The organism is Nodosilinea sp. LEGE 07298 (assembly GCF_015207265.1).
GTDB lineage: Bacteria > Cyanobacteriota > Cyanobacteriia > Phormidesmidales > Phormidesmidaceae > Nodosilinea.
This window is the reverse complement of sequence record NZ_JADEXE010000125.1, coordinates 1-18,236: the sequence shown is the minus strand read 5'-3', so window position 1 is coordinate 18,236 and position 18,236 is coordinate 1. Positions and strand designations below refer to the sequence as shown.

The 18,236-nt window shown below is 56.3% G+C and carries 15 protein-coding genes; 8 read left to right on the top strand and 7 right to left on the bottom strand.

Going from position 1 to position 18,236, the window contains the following annotated elements; genetic code table 11:
- Positions 1–21 precede the first annotated feature (21 nt).
- Together IQ273_RS35390 and IQ273_RS17425 are read right to left on the bottom strand one after the other, a co-directional pair.
- Positions 22–1,125 (bottom strand): DUF4268 domain-containing protein, encoded by a 1,104-nt coding sequence (locus IQ273_RS35390; RefSeq protein WP_194024437.1) that lies wholly within the window; start codon positions 1,123–1,125, stop codon positions 22–24.
- Between the two features lie 157 nt (positions 1,126–1,282).
- Positions 1,283–2,326, bottom strand: a complete 1,044-nt coding sequence (locus IQ273_RS17425) for a GDSL-type esterase/lipase family protein (RefSeq protein WP_194024436.1) — start codon at positions 2,324–2,326, stop codon at positions 1,283–1,285.
- 436 nt (positions 2,327–2,762) lie between these two features.
- On the opposite strand from IQ273_RS17425, the gene grpE reads away from it, so the two are divergent.
- The 6 genes from grpE (at position 2,763) to IQ273_RS17395 (ending at position 8,990) form a co-directional block, all read left to right on the top strand.
- Positions 2,763–3,464, top strand: coding sequence for a nucleotide exchange factor GrpE (grpE, locus tag IQ273_RS17420; protein WP_194024435.1), 702 nt, complete (start codon positions 2,763–2,765; stop codon positions 3,462–3,464).
- Positions 3,465–3,686: 222 nt separating this feature from the next.
- Positions 3,687–5,645 (top strand): molecular chaperone DnaK, encoded by a 1,959-nt coding sequence (gene dnaK / locus IQ273_RS17415; protein ID WP_194024434.1) that lies wholly within the window; start codon positions 3,687–3,689, stop codon positions 5,643–5,645.
- 99 nt (positions 5,646–5,744) lie between these two features.
- Positions 5,745–6,866: a molecular chaperone DnaJ gene (gene dnaJ, locus IQ273_RS17410; protein ID WP_194024433.1), complete on the top strand. Its 1,122-nt coding sequence runs from the start codon at positions 5,745–5,747 to the stop codon at positions 6,864–6,866.
- A complete protein-coding gene (locus tag IQ273_RS17405) occupies positions 6,863–7,111 on the top strand; it encodes a sulfurtransferase TusA family protein (protein WP_194024432.1) in 249 nt (82 codons plus the stop codon). Before dnaJ ends, IQ273_RS17405 begins: the two co-directional genes overlap by 4 nt.
- Before the next feature lie 3 nt (positions 7,112–7,114).
- The gene (gene rsgA, locus IQ273_RS17400) at positions 7,115–8,239 is read left to right on the top strand and encodes a small ribosomal subunit biogenesis GTPase RsgA (protein ID WP_194024431.1); all 1,125 of its coding nucleotides are present in this window, start codon (positions 7,115–7,117) and stop codon (positions 8,237–8,239) included.
- 550 nt (positions 8,240–8,789) lie between these two features.
- Positions 8,790–8,990 (top strand): DUF2811 domain-containing protein, encoded by a 201-nt coding sequence (locus IQ273_RS17395; RefSeq protein WP_190518990.1) that lies wholly within the window; start codon positions 8,790–8,792, stop codon positions 8,988–8,990.
- 244 nt (positions 8,991–9,234) lie between these two features.
- Here IQ273_RS17395 and IQ273_RS17390 read toward each other — a convergent pair whose 3' ends face one another.
- The 5 genes from IQ273_RS17390 to recR all read right to left on the bottom strand — a co-directional run bounded on the left by IQ273_RS17390 (position 9,235) and on the right by recR (position 16,326).
- Positions 9,235–10,452, bottom strand: a complete 1,218-nt coding sequence (locus IQ273_RS17390) for a PQQ-dependent sugar dehydrogenase (protein ID WP_194024430.1) — start codon at positions 10,450–10,452, stop codon at positions 9,235–9,237.
- Positions 10,453–10,610: 158 nt separating this feature from the next.
- Positions 10,611–13,607, bottom strand: a complete 2,997-nt coding sequence (locus tag IQ273_RS17385; protein ID WP_228053271.1) for an MFS transporter — start codon at positions 13,605–13,607, stop codon at positions 10,611–10,613.
- Positions 13,608–13,952: 345 nt separating this feature from the next.
- Positions 13,953–14,606: a histidine phosphatase family protein gene (locus tag IQ273_RS17380; RefSeq protein ID WP_194024428.1), complete on the bottom strand. Its 654-nt coding sequence runs from the start codon at positions 14,604–14,606 to the stop codon at positions 13,953–13,955.
- A 13-nt stretch (positions 14,607–14,619) separates the two neighbouring features.
- Positions 14,620–15,264: a histidine phosphatase family protein gene (locus tag IQ273_RS17375; RefSeq protein ID WP_194024439.1), complete on the bottom strand. Its 645-nt coding sequence runs from the start codon at positions 15,262–15,264 to the stop codon at positions 14,620–14,622.
- A 468-nt stretch (positions 15,265–15,732) separates the two neighbouring features.
- A complete protein-coding gene (gene recR / locus IQ273_RS17370; RefSeq protein WP_194024438.1) occupies positions 15,733–16,326 on the bottom strand; it encodes a recombination mediator RecR in 594 nt (197 codons plus the stop codon).
- Between the two features lie 112 nt (positions 16,327–16,438).
- Between recR and IQ273_RS17365 the strand changes: the two genes are divergently transcribed.
- Both IQ273_RS17365 and IQ273_RS17360 read left to right on the top strand, forming a co-directional pair.
- On the top strand, positions 16,439–16,822 hold the full coding sequence (locus tag IQ273_RS17365; protein WP_194024427.1) for a hypothetical protein: 384 nt from the start codon (positions 16,439–16,441) through the stop codon (positions 16,820–16,822).
- Between the two features lie 115 nt (positions 16,823–16,937).
- Positions 16,938–18,236: serine hydrolase (locus IQ273_RS17360; RefSeq protein ID WP_194024426.1), on the top strand; the 1,299-nt coding region annotated here is incomplete at its 3' end.

Here is an 18,236-nt window from a genome sequence, read left to right as displayed (position 1 = left end):
CCCATCCACCCATCCACCCCCTCACCCCCGATGCTGCGCTGGCAAAATGAGCGCGTCGTTCAAGTCGGTGGCTCGATGGCGAGGCAGGGGCTGATAGCTATTGGCATCGAGCTGCTTAATGCGGTCAAAGAAGGTTTCGTAGAAGCGCTCCAGGCAGTCGCAAAACCAGGCCTGGTAGGTGGGCCACAGGTTGCGATCGCCCAAGTCGACATCCGTTAGGGCGCTGGCCACCATACAGGTCTGATCTCCAGTACCATCCCAAATCAGCGGCAAGCCAATATCGGCAGCGATCGCCTCGCGCTCTTGGGCCAGCAGGTGAAAGTGGGGCTGGGCATCGATCCCCGACAGCAGCAGCTCGGTATAAAGGCTGTTGTGGTCGCGATCGAGAATGACATTGAGGCGAAACCCCGCCCGGGCGATGGCAAAGCCCATCGTCGCCTCGATCGAAGGTGAACCGGGCTTGACCAGGCTGCCCTGGCGATCGAGGCGATCGCACAGGCCACTCCAAAAGTCCAAATTTTCCTGCTGAAGTTCGCTGAGGGGTTCTGGTTCCGGCTCACTAGGGAATTCTGCTTCAACCTCACCTTCAGCTGTTTCTGCCACCTCAACCTCACTTTCAGCTGTTTCTGCCTCCTCAAGCTCGGCATCGATATCCTCTACAGCACCGCAGGTGGGAATAAAGTTGGCCGCCATAGCCGCTTTGCCAATGCTCCATAGCTCTACAGCCACGCCTAGAAACATCAGTTGGCTAGTCTGGCCAAGCCAGTCCAAGGTAAGGGAGACGTCCTCAGCAAACCCAGGAGCTACCCAGATTATCGTCGCCGCCTCAGCCGCCGCTGCCCAGGTTAACAGACGGCCCAGGTCAGCCGAACCAGGTGTACCCAAGTGGGCGGCTAGCAGCAGAGGCAGTTCGCTATCGGTCTCTAGCAGCAGGGCGTGGGTTTCCAGTTGTGCTTCATCAGTAGTTTCCGGCAGCGCTAACTCAAGCCCTACGGCTTCACTCAATAGCTCTAGGGTCTCCGGCTCCGTTAGCCACTGCTGAAAATCGGCCTGGGTCTGCCAGTAGTCGGTGGGGTCAAGTTTCTGCAGTCTTCCCAGTTTGGGTTTGGCAGATCGCTTAGGCACGGGTATTCGCTCGGGCAAAGGGCAATAGCTGATCCTATTATGGCGCGGCCCTAGCACACAAACTCAGGGGAAGAAAGAGATGATCCCGACCCCACCCGACCTTGGTAAACCTTTACAGATTCTGGTGGGTTTCAACCGGTACTGTCACAGACCTCGTTTAAGAACCGCCTAGGGCCGTTTGCCAAAGGTTATACCCCGACGGGCTAAGATGTAGCCCGTCGGTGGTCAGGTCTAGGCGCAGCAAGCCCTGGCTATCGCTAAAGGTAGGCTGTAGGTCGACAAAAGTAGCCCCTTGGTAAGCACTCAATATAGCCAGCCGCTGATTGACGCGCTGAATGCGATCGCTCGGCAACTCTCTCAGCCGCGTCGGCAAAATGGAGTACACCACCAGCTGGGCCTGAGGATGCTGGTGCTTGAGACGAGTCATCATTTGATACAGGTTATCTAGCACATCAGCCTCAGGCACCCCATTTTTGAGGTCGTTGATACCTGCCATGATGTGAATGGTTTGGGGGCGAGTATCGGCAAAGTAGTGCAGCCGCTGCAGCATATGGGACGTAGTTTCGCCCGAGATACTTTGGTTAAGCCAGAGCTGGTTAGGGGGCAGTTCGTCTAGAGGTAGCCACAGGGCCAAAGAGTCTCCTACCATTATCGCTAAAGTCGCCTGGCCCTGTCGACGAGCCATTGTTTCGGCCTCGGCGGTCAGCAAGCCCTGCCAATCGCTATGGGTGGGCGACATAAACGCCCGCTGCCACTGGTCAAGATACCGCTGGGGCAACGCCTGAGCGTATAGCTCACCAGCCGCTAGGGCCGCCGCACGAAACTGGTAGAGCTGTGAGCCAGTAACCGGCTTTAGATAGGCGCTATCCAGCGGTGGCGATGAGCGACGGTTAGGGGTCATCACCTGGTTGGGTCTAGGCCAGCTGTTAACAGCTGCATCCATAGACGGGGCCTGCTGGACAGTCGCTGGGGTCGCTACCGCCATAGTTCGATTGTTTTTTAAGCCGGGGTTGTGGTAGGCCCCCTGGTCTAAGGATTCATAGAGGTTTGGCTTGGGGGCTGAAGGCAGGGGTGCGATGGTCGAAGATCCGGACCCGAGGGTCATCGCTTCGGGTCCGGTCACCCAACTCGCGCTGGCCTCCGCCGATGGGTTAGCCGCGCCGCTGAACATAAGCTGAGCCGCCAAAAGCCAAATATCCATACTTGCGATCCCAATATTCGCGCCCGGTGTAGAACTCCCAGTTTCTTTTCCGCATCCAACCTCGGGTCATCAGGATAGATCGTCAGTTTCTCGCCTAGATAAACGCCTCCTCAGGTTGATTTTCAATATCTCAGCCGCCGCGCACGCCCTGGACAAAACGCTGGATATTGCCCACGACATTTACCAGATAGTGGTGCTGCCCAGAAAGTATTCCAAACCGTCAAGTAACCAATGGCAGCGAATTAAGTCTTAACTCGTCACTGCGATTGTGCGTTTGCTCTACAGAGATAGGGAACTTGCTGCGGTGAAACCTGCAATCCACGATAGAATTAGAGACAGTGCCAAAGGCAAGCCACTGTAGCAGGGGTATTTCCCGTTGGGGTAGGCTTTAAGTCCTGGCAAAACTGTTGCATTCACCGTCGGGTTACGTATCAGCATGGTTGACGACATTCACCACCCCGAACACGATCCCGCTTCTGAACCTGAAGCGATCGAAGAACTCCTTGACGACGCCGCCGTCGATATTGACTTTGACGACGTAGTCGAGGCAGCGGCATCTACTGTTGTTGATCCCGCCAAACCACCGTCTGCGGAGGGAGGCAGTGTTGATGCTGCAACCGTTGCCGATCTGGAGCGTCAGGTGGTGGGGCTAAAGGCGCAGCTCGAAGATCGGGCTAATCAATCAATGCGCATTGCTGCTGACTTTGAGAACTACCGCAAGCGCACCAGCAAAGAAAAAGACGAGTTAGCTACCCAGATTAAAGGCGACACCGTTATCGAGTTGTTGCCGGTTGTGGATAATTTTGAGCGGGCTCGATCGCAGATCAAACCACAAACCGAAGCGGAGATGACTATTCACAAAAGTTATCAAAGTGTCTACAAGCAGCTAGTTGAGACTCTTAAACGTTTAGGTGTTTCGGCCATGCGAGCTGAGGGCCAAGAGTTTGACCCACTGTTGCATGAGGCCGTTATGCGTGAACCTACCGCAGATCACCCTGAAGGGGCAGTGATCGAAGAGTTCGTGCGGGGTTATCAGCTGGGCGATCGGGTATTGCGTCACGCTATGGTGAAGGTAGCCGCTCCACCAGAAGATAGCCCCAGTGATGCCGCTCCTGAAGATGGTGACGTATCCGAATAAGTCGATAGTTATGGCACTTTAGCGCCGATAGGGTTGCTCTTAATAGAGCATCGTTGCCCCCTTAACTGCCTTAGTGTGAGTCACTTACCCTGAAAATTGCCGCCGCCGACGATAACTTCCCGAGCACAAGCGGGCAACCTAGTCACAGTTAGTCCGGATACAGAGCAATCTGGGCCGATTCTTAGAAGGGTATAGCGAACGATCAAGTGAGCACCGTGGGCTATGGGTAAAGTAATTGGTATCGACCTAGGAACAACCAACAGCTGTGTCGCCGTGCTAGAAGGCGGTAAACCGGCTGTAATTTCCAGCACCGAGGGGGGACGTACGGTACCCAGCATTGTTGGCTTTGGTAAAAATAGTGAACGCCTGGTGGGCCAGCTCGCCAAGCGCCAGGCAGTCACCAACGCCGAAAATACGGTTTACAGCATCAAGCGGTTTATTGGCCGCCGCTGGGAAGACACTGAGGCTGAACGCGGTCGTGTACCTTACGTCTGCGTCAGCGGACGCGACAATACGGTAGATGTGCAGATTCGCGGCAGGGCGTTCACCCCCCAAGAAATCTCCGCCATGATTCTGCAAAAACTTAAGCAGGATGCTGAAACCTACTTAGGTGCCGAAGTAACCCAGGCGGTCATTACTGTTCCAGCCTACTTTACCGATGCCCAGAGGCAGGCCACCAAAGACGCTGGCACCATTGCGGGTCTAGAAGTGCTGCGCATTATCAACGAGCCGACGGCAGCCGCTCTCTCTTACGGGCTTGATAAGCAGGATCAAGACCAGATTGTACTGGTGTTTGACTTGGGAGGCGGCACTTTTGACGTCTCTATTTTGCAGTTAGGTGACGGTGTTTTTGAGGTTAAAGCCACCGCTGGCAATAACCACCTGGGGGGCGACGACTTTGACAACTGTATTGTTGAATGGATGACCGCCGCCTTTCGCGAGACCGAAGGCATCGATCTATCTGCCGATCGCATGGCACTTCAGCGCATTCGTGAAGCCGCCGAAAAGGCCAAGATCGAGCTGTCAAACATGCCTTCGACCTCGATCAATTTACCTTTTATTACGGCCGATGAATCTGGTCCCAAACATTTAGAGATGTCCCTCACTCGGGCCCAGTTTGAGCAGTTTGCCTCAGAGCTAGTACAGGCTACCCTAGAGCCCGTTAAGCAGGCGCTCAAAGATGCGGATCTAAGCCCCGATGCCATCGATCGCATTCTCCTGGTAGGCGGGTCTACTCGTATTCCGGCCGTGCAGCAGGCCATTAGTACCTATTTCAGCGGCAAAGCGCCCGATCGATCTGTCAATCCTGATGAGGCCGTTGCCTTGGGAGCGTCGATTCAGGCTGGAGTACTGGGGGGCGAAGTCAAAGACCTGCTACTGCTTGATGTTACTCCGCTATCGTTAGGAATTGAAACCCTGGGAGAGGTGTTTACTAAGGTTATTGAGCGCAATACAACCATTCCCACCAGTAAATCTCAGGTGTTTTCCACCGCTACTGATGGACAAACCTCCGTTGAAATCCATGTGCTGCAGGGCGAGCGGGCCATGGCCAAAGACAACAAGAGTTTGGGCAAGTTTGAGCTGACTGGCATTCCCCCGGCCCCGCGTGGGGTGCCGCAGATTGAGGTATCTTTCGAAATTAATGCTGATGGCATTCTCAATGTAGCGGCCCTCGATAAGGGGACCGGTCGAGCCCAGAGAATTTGTATCACCAACACGGGTGGCCTCAGCGACAGCGAGGTTACCCGCATGCGCCTAGAAGCCGAAACCTACGCTGATGAAGACGGGCAACGGCGGCAAATTGCAGAGCTTACTAACCGCGCCGACAACCTGTTCTACAGTTATGAAGCGACCCTGCGCGACCATGGCAGCCTGCTCGACGATGTGGCCCGAGCCGACCTAGAAGAGAAGGCCAATGAGCTGCGGACTGCTACCCAGTCCCCTAGCATTGACGTTGGTATCTTCCAAGGGTGTATTGACGCCCTGCAATCAGCTATCTTTGCCGTTGGTACCAATGTTTACCGCGATACCGACAGCGGTGTCGATGTAGACATGGATATTGCGGCGGAAGATTTTGCCGGTGTTGATGCCGGAGATAACGGTGACTACGATGAGGCTACCTACGATAGTGACTCAGATTTAGATGCTACCGTCACTGCTGACTATGAAGCGATCGACTAAGGTTATGGTTAGGACGGGTATCACCCCTGGTCAAAGTGGGCACTCCTTTTAAAATGGTTTAATGTTTGATTGTTGCTGGAGTTGTCTAGGTAGTCCCCTATGGCCCGTGATTTCTATGACATTCTAAGTATTTCGCGCAACGCCGACCAAGACGAGATCAAGCGGGCTTATCGCCGATTAGCCCGCAAGTATCACCCGGATGTCAATAAGGATCCTGGGGCCGAAGATACCTTTAAAGAGATTAATCGTGCTTACGAGGTGCTTTCAGAGCCTGAGACTCGGGCTCGCTACGATCGCTTTGGGGAAGCCGGAATAGGCGCTGGGGCTGGTGGCTACCAGGACTTTGGCGACATGGGTGGCTTTGCCGACATCTTTGAGAGCTTCTTTAGTGGCTTCTCGGGTGGTGCGGGCCAGGGTACCCGGCGACGTGGACCGACGAGAGGCGACGACCTGCGCCTCGACCTGCGCCTCGACTTTAAAGAGGCCGTCTTTGGTGGCGAAAAAGAAATTAAAATCAGCCATTTAGAAACCTGTGGCACCTGTACTGGCAGTGGTGCCAAACCCGGTACGCGCCCCACGACCTGCGGCACTTGCGGCGGCACAGGCCAGGTGCGTCGGGCCACTCGTACGCCCTTTGGCAGCTTTACCCAGGTATCGGCCTGCCCCACCTGTAGCGGCACTGGTGAGGTCATCGAGGACCGCTGTGAGGTATGCGGCGGCAGTGGCCAGACTCAGGAGACCAAGAAGCTTAAAATTACTGTACCGGCGGGGGTTGACAATGGCACCCGGCTGCGGGTGTCGTCGGAAGGCGATGCTGGACTGCGGGGTGGCCCAGCGGGTGACCTGTACGTTTACTTGTTTGTGGCCGAAGACGCCGTCTTCAAGCGCGACGGCATCAATATTCTTTCTGACTTAAAAATCAGCTATTTGCAGGCAATTTTGGGCTGCAAGCTTACCATTGATACCGTTGATGGGCCTGAAGAACTTGACGTGCCAGCGGGTACCCAGCCTGCCACTGTGCTCACCCTTGACAATCGCGGTGTGCCTAAACTGGGTAACCCAGTCAGCCGGGGCGACCATCTGATTACAGTACAGGTCGATATTCCGACTCGGCTCAAGCCTGAAGAGCGCGAGCTGGTTGAAAAACTGGCGGAAATTCGCGGCGAGAAGGTCAACCGAGGCGGTATTGAAGGCTTTTTAGGGGGGCTATTTCGCGGATGAGTTATTCAGCGTCTGCCCCTATAGATAGTCAGTTAGACTTGCGGGGTACCCCTTGCCCCATCAATTTTGTACGCACCAAGCTCCAGCTTGAAAAAATGGCTCCAGGAGCTTTGCTAGAAGTGTGGATTGATGCCGGTGAACCCGTAGAGCAGGTGCCCGATAGCTTGACTATGGAGGGCTATACCATAGAGCACCTACAGGACTGCACCGACTATTTTGTTCTGCACGTGCGACGTCCGGCCTAAGTAATGGCATCTTGCGGCCCCAACGGTGTTGACAATGCTGGCCTTTGGGGGCTAGTGATTGCTATTCAGGCCAACTACTACCGGGTTAAGTTGGACCCTGCTGTGTCCGATTCTGCTGCGCTCTCTGAGGTGTCAGGAGATATTTTGCTGTGCACCCGTCGGGCACGGCTTAAGAAAACCGGTCAACAGGTGATGGTGGGAGACCGGGTATGCCTGGAGGGGGTCGATTGGGCCGGGGGGCGAGCGGCGATCGCCGCTATAGCCTCCCGGCAAAGCGTGCTTGAACGTCCGCCATTGGCCAACGTCGATCACATTTTGCTGGTGTTTGCTCTGGCTGAACCTGACCTAGACCCTCAACAACTGGGGCGGTTTTTGATTCAGGCTGAGTCTACAGGAGTGCCGGTGAGCGTCTTGCTCAACAAGCAAGACCTGATCAGTGCCGATACTCGACGCTATTGGCAAGACCAGCTCAACCAGTGGGGCTATGCGGTTACCATCATGAGCGTTCAGGAAGAAAACGCCCCCTTTGAAACGCTTCAGCCACTGCTGCAAGGGCGTACAACCGTTATCTCCGGGCCGTCGGGGGTAGGTAAATCGAGTTTGATCAACCGGCTCATTCCCCAGGCTAGCCTGAGAACAGGAGCGGTATCGGGCAAACTGAGCCGGGGGCGGCATACCACCCGCCATGTTGAACTGTTTGAACTACCGGGAGGTGGTTTGCTGGCCGATACGCCTGGCTTTAACCAACCGGATCTAACCCTAACCCCAGCCACTCTAGGCCAGTGTTTTCCAGAATTGCGGCAGCGGTTAGCTCAGGGGCAATGCCAGTTTAGCGACTGCCTGCACCGGGGTGCCCCCGGCTGCGTGGTAGATGCTGACTGGCCGCGCTACGACTTCTACCTGACGCTGCTGGAGGAGGCTCTAGCCTACGAGGAGAACCTTCAGCGGCAGCGAGACCCCGATGCGGCACACAAGGTGAGAGTGGGCGAAAGAGGGCAGCAGCACCAGGAACCGAGGCTTCAGGCTAAAAAATATCGCCGCCCGTCGCGCCGTCAGCAAAAGCAAACCCTTGATGCGCTCTACCACGATAGTGACGATCAGGCGGATGGTCTAGATTTACGACCTTAGATGAGATGGGCTGAACCCAAAAAGTGCTACGGACAGGGTCGCTAGTAGCGATCGCTCAATCTAGGTGCAGGTGGAATTGGGGAAATCATTAAATAATTTTGGCTTAGCTGGATTTTATATTTTCTTCTGCTTTTTTTTGAATTTTCCCCAGGGTTTTCCCCAGCTATGCCCAGGTTTTCCCCAAGTGCGAACGCTGTATCAGTCGTTTGAGCTAAGACTGAAAATTGAGGTTGTCCACAGGTACATGCGATCTATTATGTAGCAGTAGCTACAGATGGTTTTGGCGGGGATCGCTGAAACCCCTTAAGCCTCGTCTAAAGCAGATTTGGGGTAGCGGATTAGGGAGCGGTTGGCAAGATTGACATCCCCTGGCAGTCTGGTGACAATGGTGCGACCAGCTTACACAGCGCTTCTGTTTCAACTCCATGGGTGGCCTCTAAATTCCCTGTCAGTAAGGGATCCGGCCTCCGAGGAAAGTTGGTAGGGGCAGTATTTTAGCGTCTAATTTCAGATTGGGGAAGTGGAGATGAGTGAGCAATCAATGACAGCAATGGCATCGAGAATTAGTTTGAGTGTAGAGGTGCCCGAGGAGCTATTTGAAGCAATGCGTGACTACGTAGAAACCCATCCGTCTTGGAGCCAGCATCGGGTATTTTGCGCCGCACTGTCGCTATTTTTAATGCAAAACGGCATCAGCGATCGCCGCATTAACCGCCTCTATCTCGATGCAGTATTTGATTACGCGGCCTGAGCTGGCCACACCCTGAAACATCTCAACCTGGGTCCATTCCTAACCCAAGGACGTTTCAGGGCAAGGCACCTCAGGGGGATTTTGGAGCACTCATCCCCTCCAGATGCCGTCGCTGAAGCATTTCGTTATTTTATCTAGGGCCGAAGGCTGAGCCCCATAGGCAAAAGGGCACTCCCACTTAGCGGGGGTGCCCTTTGTTTTTTGGTTTTTTGCAGATAGCTATAGACAGGATACAGGCGAGCGTTTAGGAAGCTGGCTCAAGGCGAATGAGCCGCCCATTGGACTCATCGGTAAGCACGTAGAGAAAGCCGTCTGGTCCCTGACTCACGGAGCGTACCCGCTGACCAATGGGAATGGACGTTTCGTTAACCACGCTGCCGCTGCTGGCATCGAGTTCAATGCGTTTCACATCTTGGGACACTAGCCCACCGGCAAAAAGTTGCCCTTGCCACTGTGGGTAGCGATCGCCCCGATACACCGCTAGCCCTGACGGCGCAATGGACGGTGTCCAATAGGTGATTGGGTCGACCATACCGGGGCGTGACTGTTCGGTAGAGACAGGTCCACCGGAATATTCTTCGCTGTAGGTAACTACCGGCCAGCCGTAGTTTTCGCCGGGTTCCAGCCGGTTGAGTTCGTCGCCCCCACGAGAGCCGTGCTCGGTAGACCAAACCTGGTTGGTTTCAGGGTCAAGGGAGAGCCCCTGAATATTGCGGTGACCATAGCTCCAAACCAGCGGGTTAGCGTCGGCCTCGTCGACGAAGGGGTTATCGGCGGGTGCATCGCCCTCGTCAGTAATGCGCACGACCGAACCCAGGAGAGACTGACGATTTTGGGCCTGATTACGAATTAGCTCACCTTCGAGCTGTAAGGGCGGGTTGCCGCCGTCACCGAGGGCCACCAGCAGGGTATCGTCGGGCAGCCATAGTAGACGAGAGCCAAAGTGCTGCCCACCAGACTTATCGCGGTTGTTGGTGAAAATCACGGTCCAGTCGGTAAGAGTGTCGCCGTCTAGGCGAGCACGGGCTACCTGGGTCCGATTAGTCTGCTGAGTACCGTCGGCATAGGCGAAGTAAATCAAGCCGTTGTCTTCGAACTGGGGATGCAGGGCGAGGTCTAGTAGCCCTCCCTGGCTCAAGGCCAGCACATCGGGAACGCCAGCAATGGGGGTGGGGTCTAATTCGCCGTTGCTGACCCGACGCAGCCGCCCAGGACGCTCGGTAATCAGCATGTCGCCATCGGGTAGCCAGACCATGCTCCAGGGATGCTCTAAACCCTCAATCAGGGTGACTGGCTCTACCGACTCGACTACTGGAGGGGCCGAAGTTTGGGCGGTTTCTTGAGCAGGTGCGGGAGCGGTCTCGCTAGCTGGGCCATTCTCTGGAACAGACGCGGCGCAGCTCACCAGAGCTAGGCCCACAGCTAGGGGAGCAAAAAGAGGCTTAAACCAGTAAGAACCCATAGTCAACAGTAGGTATGTTAGAGGTCATAGTTAAATCGAACTGGGCTGAATCGAACTAGGGCGCAGGTTCACTCTAGAAAACAAACCCTAGAAAACAAGAAGCAGCCACCCTACCGAGGGTGGCTGCTCTCACCATAGCGAGGCCCTAGCGAGGATGGCTAGAGGGCGGTGACCAGCGTACCTGCGATCGCGCCTGCGATCGCGGCGCAGATGGCTGATATCGTAGCGGTACCAAAGATCCACCAGGAGGCGGCGGCAGCAGTTTTGCGGGTATCTTCCACCTGCTTTTCAACCTGGTAGCGCATTTCAGTCAGTCGCTTCTCGACTTCATGCTCAAGTTGCTCAGCTTTGCTGAGAGCCGTAGTCCGCACCTCTTCTACCTGAGCAATGACGCGCTGGGCATCGGCCTGGGAAATAGCATCGTGGGAGCTAAGCAGGGCCACCAGGGTATCGCTGTCAACTTGGTTAAGGCGATCGCGCAGGGCCTCAAAACCAGCTTTTGGGTCAGCCATGAGCTGCTGCAGGTCGCGCTTGATGCCGTAGTAGTCTAGCTCGGGCCGATCGAGGGAATCGAGGTACTGACGAATGCGAGCGAGAATGCCCTCAACAACGCCTTGTACTTGCTCTTGCACATGGCGAATCTGAGCTACGAACTGGTGACGAATTTCCAGCACCCGGTCGACGGCGGCTTCAGCCTCGGTCTGGGTCATATCAGGGCGCTGAGCGAGCAGGGCGACCACGGTATCGCGATCGATTCTAGAGAGCCTGGTCTGCAGTCGGTCGGCCCCTAAGCGTGGGTCTTGCAGCAGTAGCTTCAGATCGCGCTTGATGCCTTCAGGGTTGAGGGCGGCCTTGTCGGTATTGCGCAGGTAGTCTTCCAACGCCATCTCAAAGGACATTACCTGGGTCTTGGCCCGACGGGCTAAGCGCTGGGGCAGCTTGAGCAGGTCGCTGACAGACCCTTGAAGGTCGTCGATGGTTTGATTGACCTCGGCCTCGGTCAAATCACCTCGCTGACTGAGCAGCTTCACCAGGGTGTCGCGGTCCATATCGGACAGGCGTGACTGCACGGCTTGAAGACCTAGCTTAGGGTCGTGCACCAACAGATCAAGGTCGCGCTTGATGCCAGCTGGGTTGAGCTCAGGCTTACCGGTCTTTAACAGGTAGTTTTCGATCGCCGTAGTTGCTTCGTCGTACCTGGCTTTCGCTTGGGCGCTTAGGGCGGCAGGAGCGTGAATAGACTGATGCCAGTTGGCCTCAACTTGATCAACAGTCTGCTGAACCTGATCTTCGCTCAGATCGTTGCGCTGGCTGAGCAGCTGCACCAGAGTATCGCGATCGAACTGGGCAAGCCGCTGACGCACCTGATGCATGCCCACATCGGGCTCAGCTAGCAGGGTTTGAATGTCAGCCTTAATGCCTTCAGGGTTAAGTTCAGATCTGCCGGTGGAGCGCAGGTAGTCTTGCAGCGCCTGCCACTGGTTATCGATTCGAGCTGTAGCCGCAGACTGTAGCCCGGCGGCATCGGCGGCCACATTATTCATCGATCGCTCTAGGTTGTGAGCCACCTGATCAATCTCAGTTTCGCTGAGATCACCCCGCGATCGCAGGGCATCACGGAAGGTGACGTAACCAAAGACCGCATAGCGATCGCGCAGATCTTCAGCTTTGGCATAGGGGTCATCAATGACCTGGGCGAACCGATCGCCGCTGTCGCTGGCCAGCAGCTCGTCGCGGGTAGACCGCTGCAAGAAGGTGTAGATCCGAGTTTGCAGGGTCTTGGCTGCCTCAATGCGATATCGTTCAGATACCTCTGCCAATACATGCCGACGAACATCCTCAAGCTGAGCCGACACCTGGGAAATTTCCTTCTGAGTCAGCAGGCCCCGCTGGGACAAAATATCGGCAAAGAAAGCACGATTGAGGGGAAGCAGTGCCTGACGCATTTGACCAGGATCGGCAGCGGGGTCGTAGATGACCTGCCAGAACTCTTGCTTCATCCGCGCGGGCTGAAGCTGCCAGGGATAGGCGCTAGAGAGATAGGCTTCGACATCGGCTTTGACAACGTTGTAAGCTTCGTTTTCTTCACTCGATGCCAGCGAGGCCACGGTGCCACCCACCTGGCTCCGCGCCTGCTTGAGCTGGCGCAGAATATCGGACAAGTCCATATCGTTGAGGTCGAGCCGCTGCATGGCAACGCCCATCAGCATGCCCATCCCCTGCTGCAGCCACCCCGGTGCTGCCCCAGAGCCTGACTGATTGTTGTTTTTATTGCTGGACAGCAGCTGGTCGAGGCGATCGCGCAGCTGGCCCGACATCAGGTCATCCCGCTGGGCCGACTTCAGGTAATCGGTGATCTGGGCCAAAGAATTACTATCCGAAGTCTGACCCACAGCCCGACACCAGCTCTGGTACAGGCGATCGGCAATCCGACGAGTTTCCTGAGGCGATAGATCGGTGCGACGGCTCACCAGTTGCTCAAAAGCACTGCGATCGATCTGGGCTAAAGAATCGCGGTCGACCTGGGCTGCAACTCCAGACTCGTTCAGCAGTCGCTCAAACTCGGACTCTAGAGCGTTGGTATCAATACTTGGCGATCGCAGGGTCGATATGTAGTCGCGCAGCGTCTCTTTTACATCATTGTTGTCCCAGCCAGACATGAGTTCTTGGCGCACGGCAGCGGCGGTAGCCTCGGCAGTAGCCACAACCTGATTGCTGGCGGCTCGAGCGCCAAGCGCAGAGGTTGCAGTACCCATCAGAGATTGAAAGCTAGACGTAGCCGTTTTTACTACCGAACCGATTAGGGAACCAACCGTGGTAGAACTGACCCAAAACAGTAAGCAAAAATAGGTACCCCAAATTACCAGTCCGGTAATAGCTCCCAGTAGGGCGCTGTTGTAAAGGCTTAACAGAACCGCTAGCAGGCAGGCGAGAAACAGAGCCAGACTCACCGTAATGATGGTCCAAAGGCCCACAGCAGTGGTGATAGGCGTGCTGCTACCACTGCCGCTAGAGTTTTTGCCAGAACTGCCACGCCCGAGGATAGAAATACCCAGGGCCACCGATAGGTTAGTCAGCAGCAGCTGAAAACCAAAGGCCAGCACTATCCCTGACACCAGGGCAATGAAAAACTGCTGCCCCGAAAAAGTGTTCAAAGTATCCTCTGGTGGGAGTATTATTGGCGACCCTGGCGCTACTGGTGCCACTGGCACCTGGACCAGGTGCAGCCACCCCATACTGTGTTCTTGTATCCCGCTCAACCATCCAGTCATTTTGGGTCATCCCTTTGCTCTGCTCTTTAATCAGACCCGTTTTTCAGACTGGTGACATCTGGCAGGGGGGGTATTTCATTGGGTAGAGGTTGAAATAGGTGAATAGGTCAATAGGTGGACAAAGGGATTTGGATTGAGAATAGAAGTCTTATGCTGCAAGTAAGAGAATTAGGAGTGTTTTGCACCTTAAAACCGTCCATTCAACCTAAACAAGCGCAAAAATAGGGATTAACTGTCTGAGCCGTTGCCGGCCCAGGGTCGGCGCAGGTGCAGGGGCAGGTGAGAGCAGTCATTGAGCTGGCGCACAAAGGGGCCGTAGTCCATCAACTCGACCAGGGAAAGGGCGGTAACGGGCATCGCTAGGCGATCGCGGTAGCGACCAACATCGACGCCCAGCAGGGTGCATAGCATAATCCGCAAAGTGGCTTTGTGGGAAACTATGAGCACATTGCCATCGGGGTAGGTTTCCTCGATTTCGGCTAGCACATCGGAGCTGCGGCGGGCAACTTGAATCCCTTTTTCGCCAGCGGTGGGGGTATTCCAGGCGGGGTCGGCCAGCCAGCGAATGTAGTCATCGTGGAAGGTGGTGTTGACCGTAGCGGGTGCCATACCCTCCCATCGACCAAAGGATAGCTCGCGCAGATTAGCGCGCTGCTGCACATCTAGGCCGGTAATTTGACGCAGAGGCTGCACGGTGGCGACGGCATGGCTGAGGGGGCTACAGAAGATGGCCTTCCAGTCGAGGTGGTGGTAGGCCTTGGCAAAATAGTCAGCCATCTGTTGGCCCTGCGCCGTCAGCGCCACCCCATCCTGGCTGCAGTAGCGGCCCGTGCGGCAGTACTCGGTTTCGGCGTTGCGGAGCAGGTAAAGCCTCAGGGGCATAGGGCGCTTTTCCTCAGGTGCAGGGGAGCGATCGCAGCTGATCGCTCAGGTGAGAGCGATCGGCAATGGTGTGAAATAGGGGGCCACGCTGGCCCAGCTCTACAACGCTGACGGCGGCTACGGGCATATCGAGGCGATCGCGGTAGCGGCCTACGTCAATCCCCAACAGGGTGCACAACATAATGCGAATTGTGGCCTTATGAGACACCATCAAAATATGGCCGTTGGTGTGAGTGCGCTCAATCTCGTCGAGCACCTGAGCCGAGCGCCGCGCAATATCTACCGCCCGCTCGCCCCCCACCGGAGCGTACCAGGCCGGATCGGTCAGCCAGGCCACATACTCATCATGGTGGTCGCGATCGACCGCTGTAGGATGCATGCCCTCCCAGCGACCGTACATCACCTCGCGCAACCCATCGCGCAGGTGCATCTCCAGGCCCACCGACTCGCAGAGGGGGCGAGCCGTTTCTACCGCCCGCCGCAGGGGGCTCACATAGGCAGCCGTCCAGGGCAGGTGAGCGTAAGTGTTGGCAAACTCCTCGGCCATCGACACCCCCTCTGGGGTCAGGCCAGGGTCGTTTTCGGGCATGCCGCAGTAGCCGCCCGTGAGGCTGTAGGCCGTCTGGCCGTGACGCAAGAAATAGAGAAAAACTCCCATCGGTGCCTGACGGTAATGACAGTGCGGCGACTCCTGAGGGCTGGTCTGTAACCATCGCTTTGAGAGCAGCAGACCCACAGCAAGGGCCATTCACCCTTAATCTAACCTACGCGCCAGACAACCCCAAACAGGCCAAAGTTGTAGATAACCTCACTAAAGATTTAAAACGAATCCTGCCTGACCAGGTCAGCATGAGGTTGGCTTGACGCTTAGGCCTGACGTTGAGGATCAGCGAGCAACCTAAATCGGCTGTGCTGGTGGTCGATAGACCGGTTTAAGCACTAAAGCCCATCAAACCTGCCAGCGATCGCTCTAACCTGTGAAACAGAATTTTATTGGGTTGAGCAAACACCGTCTGCCCCTACTGCCCCTAACCGATGCCAGCAGCCGGTTTTCAACTAGGGCTACCAAAATTTGATTAACCCATCTACCCATGCACCCATGCACCCATGCACCCCATCCACTCACTCACTCCAAATCCCGCCGCCCCTCTAGCGCTCGGGCCAGGGTCACTTCATCGGCATACTCTAAATCGCCCCCCATGGGTAGACCAAAGGCAATGCGGGTCACCCGTGTAAAGGGCTTGAGCAACTGCCCGACGTAGAGGGTGGTGGTATCGCCCTCAATGCTGGGACTAATGGCCATGATCACTTCCTGGGTGCTTTCTTTGTTCACCCGATGCACCAGAGGGCCGATATTAAGCTGCTCTGGGCCAATGCCATCCATGGGCGAAATCAGCCCGCCCAGGACATGATAGCGGCCCCGATACTCGCGGGTTTTTTCAATGGCAATCACATCGCGCGAGTCGGCTACCACACAGAGGGTGTTAGGGTCGCGGCTGGTTGCCCGGCAAATATCGCACACCGGGTCTGCTGATAGATGAAAACATACTGAGCACTGCCCTACCTGGGCTTTGGCTTCAAGCAGCGCCTGGGCCAGGGCTTGGACTTCGCTCTGGGGGCGCTTGAGAATATGCAGCGCCAGCCGCTGAGCCGACTTGGGGCCAACCCCCGGTAGCCGCTGAAATTCTTCGATTAGTCGCGCCAGGGGACGAGTGTAGATGGGGCCAGGCTCCTTGCACCGCTGAGGATTGGTTTCTTTAGAGAGATACTGCGCAGTATCTCTCTAGATTGTACAAATTGTACGTATAAGGTTGGGCGTGTAAGGTAAGCCTATGGCAGATTTAAGCGGCATGTGGTTGGGCACCTACTGGCAGCGGGATACTCCTACCCGCTTTGAGGCCACTCTGGTACAGGGGGGCAACATCCTAAGCGGCAGCATTTTAGACGATAGCGACCTAGGCGAGGCCCGGCTCAGCGGCACGGTTTCGGGTCGCCAGGTGCGGTTTGTGAAGCGCTATCTAACCTCGAACCAAACCGCTATTGATTACACCGGCACCGTTTCAGAAGATGGCAATCATATGGCTGGGCAGTGGAGCATTCCTGGCTTCGATGCTGGCCCCTGGGAAGCTTACCGCAGCGACGACGATTTAAGCGCGAGTTGGCAAACGGTGCTAGAGCAGACTTTTGAGCGAAATTTAGCGACAACGGCCCGTTAAGGCGCAAAAGCTGCGATTCTGTGCTCTGGCTGGCATTTTCCACCGGGTAAAGAGATTACAGTCCTTGTGACTGGGTTGCCTTGGGCAGCGGTCGTTCTACCTAGTGTGGTGTGTCATGCGTGGTTGGTGGTTGCAGGCGCTTAAGCCTGTTGTCATGGTTGGCATTTTGGCGGCCAATGTAGTGCTGCCTAAATTTCCGGTGGCTGCTCCAGAGCGGGGGCACACCCCCACCGCCGCCGTGCCTCAGGTCGAAACCCTGGTCGATCTCTACCACTTGCGCGATCGTCTGGGCCGCGAACTGCATCAATCTGCCACCGTGATGGTGGCCACTCGCTCAGGGGTAGGCAGAGCCCCAGCGGCCACCCTAGACCAGCTGTGGGCCATCGATCGCCGCCTGCAGCAAGAAGACGCCGCTCGCCGCCTGTGGCACCGGGCCGAAAAGGCGGCTGCAGCCGCGATCGCCCTGGGCAACCCAGCGACATTACCTCCAGATTCGGTAGCAGCCGCCTACACCCACTGGAATACGGCTATTGCCGCCCTAAGCCAAATTGCGCCTGAGGTGCTAGGGGCAAGCCAGACGACCATCCGGCGACAGCAGTACGAGCAGCAGCGGGCGATCGCGGCCTACCACTACGACACCGCCCGCTCCGAGTTTTTGGTGCCTATTGTTGAGCAAACCGGGATGGCCGCGCGGGTGCGGCTAACAGTGTGCAATCTTGAGCGCGAGTGTCGTCGCTGGCAGGGCAATCAGCCCCCCGCCAACCCCGCCAGCTTAATCAAGGTGCCTGTAGCGATCGCGCTGATGACCCACCTCTACGGGGCAGGCATCGACCCCGCCGAACCAGTCTGGGTCGACCCCAGCAACTGGACCGAGGACGCTGGCACCACCTGGGTAAGAACCGAGTACCCCCTGGCGCAAATCATGGCTGACATGATCAGCGCCAGCAGCAACATCGCCACCAACCAGCTGATCGATTACCTGGGCTGGGAAGGCGTTAACCAGAGCCTGCACAGTCGAGGGTATAGAGCCACCCGCATCCACACCAAGCTGGTTGGGGAGTCCACCTACCCGGCCAACGTGGGCAACGGCCCCAACCTGCTGACCACCGACGAACTCACCGACATGATGGTGGCCATCTACAACCAAGAGGTTCCCCACGCCGGGCTGATTCAGGCCGCTTTGGCTGAGCAGCGCGATCGCAACCTGGGCCATACTGCTGTGCGCCCCCCAATTACCTGGCTGGGTGAAAAAACTGGCCGCAATTCTAAGGTGCTGGGCACCACCACAGCGATTAGCGTTGGCGGCCAGCGCTACATTATTACCGTTACCCTCGATCGCAGCGCCAACGAAACGGCAGTGCGATCGATCGTGACCGGGGTGATTCAACACCTACTCACCCACGATGGCTTTGAG

Bases quoted from the DNA above. Each gene is read 5' to 3' on its own strand.
- grpE (WP_194024435.1), top strand. From the start codon at position 2,763: ATGGTTGACGACATTCACCACCCCGAACACGATCCCGCTTCTGAACCT.
- IQ273_RS17395 (WP_190518990.1), top strand. From the start codon at position 8,790: ATGGCATCGAGAATTAGTTTGAGTGTAGAGGTGCCCGAGGAGCTATTT.
- IQ273_RS17405 (WP_194024432.1), top strand. From the start codon at position 6,863: ATGAGTTATTCAGCGTCTGCCCCTATAGATAGTCAGTTAGACTTGCGG.
- IQ273_RS17390 (WP_194024430.1), bottom strand. From the start codon at position 10,452: ATGGGTTCTTACTGGTTTAAGCCTCTTTTTGCTCCCCTAGCTGTGGGC.
- dnaK (WP_194024434.1), top strand. From the start codon at position 3,687: ATGGGTAAAGTAATTGGTATCGACCTAGGAACAACCAACAGCTGTGTC.
- IQ273_RS17365 (WP_194024427.1), top strand. From the start codon at position 16,439: ATGGCAGATTTAAGCGGCATGTGGTTGGGCACCTACTGGCAGCGGGAT.
- IQ273_RS17425 (WP_194024436.1), bottom strand. From the start codon at position 2,326: ATGGATATTTGGCTTTTGGCGGCTCAGCTTATGTTCAGCGGCGCGGCT.
- IQ273_RS17375 (WP_194024439.1), bottom strand. From the start codon at position 15,264: ATGGGAGTTTTTCTCTATTTCTTGCGTCACGGCCAGACGGCCTACAGC.
- dnaJ (WP_194024433.1), top strand. From the start codon at position 5,745: ATGGCCCGTGATTTCTATGACATTCTAAGTATTTCGCGCAACGCCGAC.
- IQ273_RS17380 (WP_194024428.1), bottom strand. From the start codon at position 14,606: ATGCCCCTGAGGCTTTACCTGCTCCGCAACGCCGAAACCGAGTACTGC.
- rsgA (WP_194024431.1), top strand. From the start codon at position 7,115: ATGGCATCTTGCGGCCCCAACGGTGTTGACAATGCTGGCCTTTGGGGG.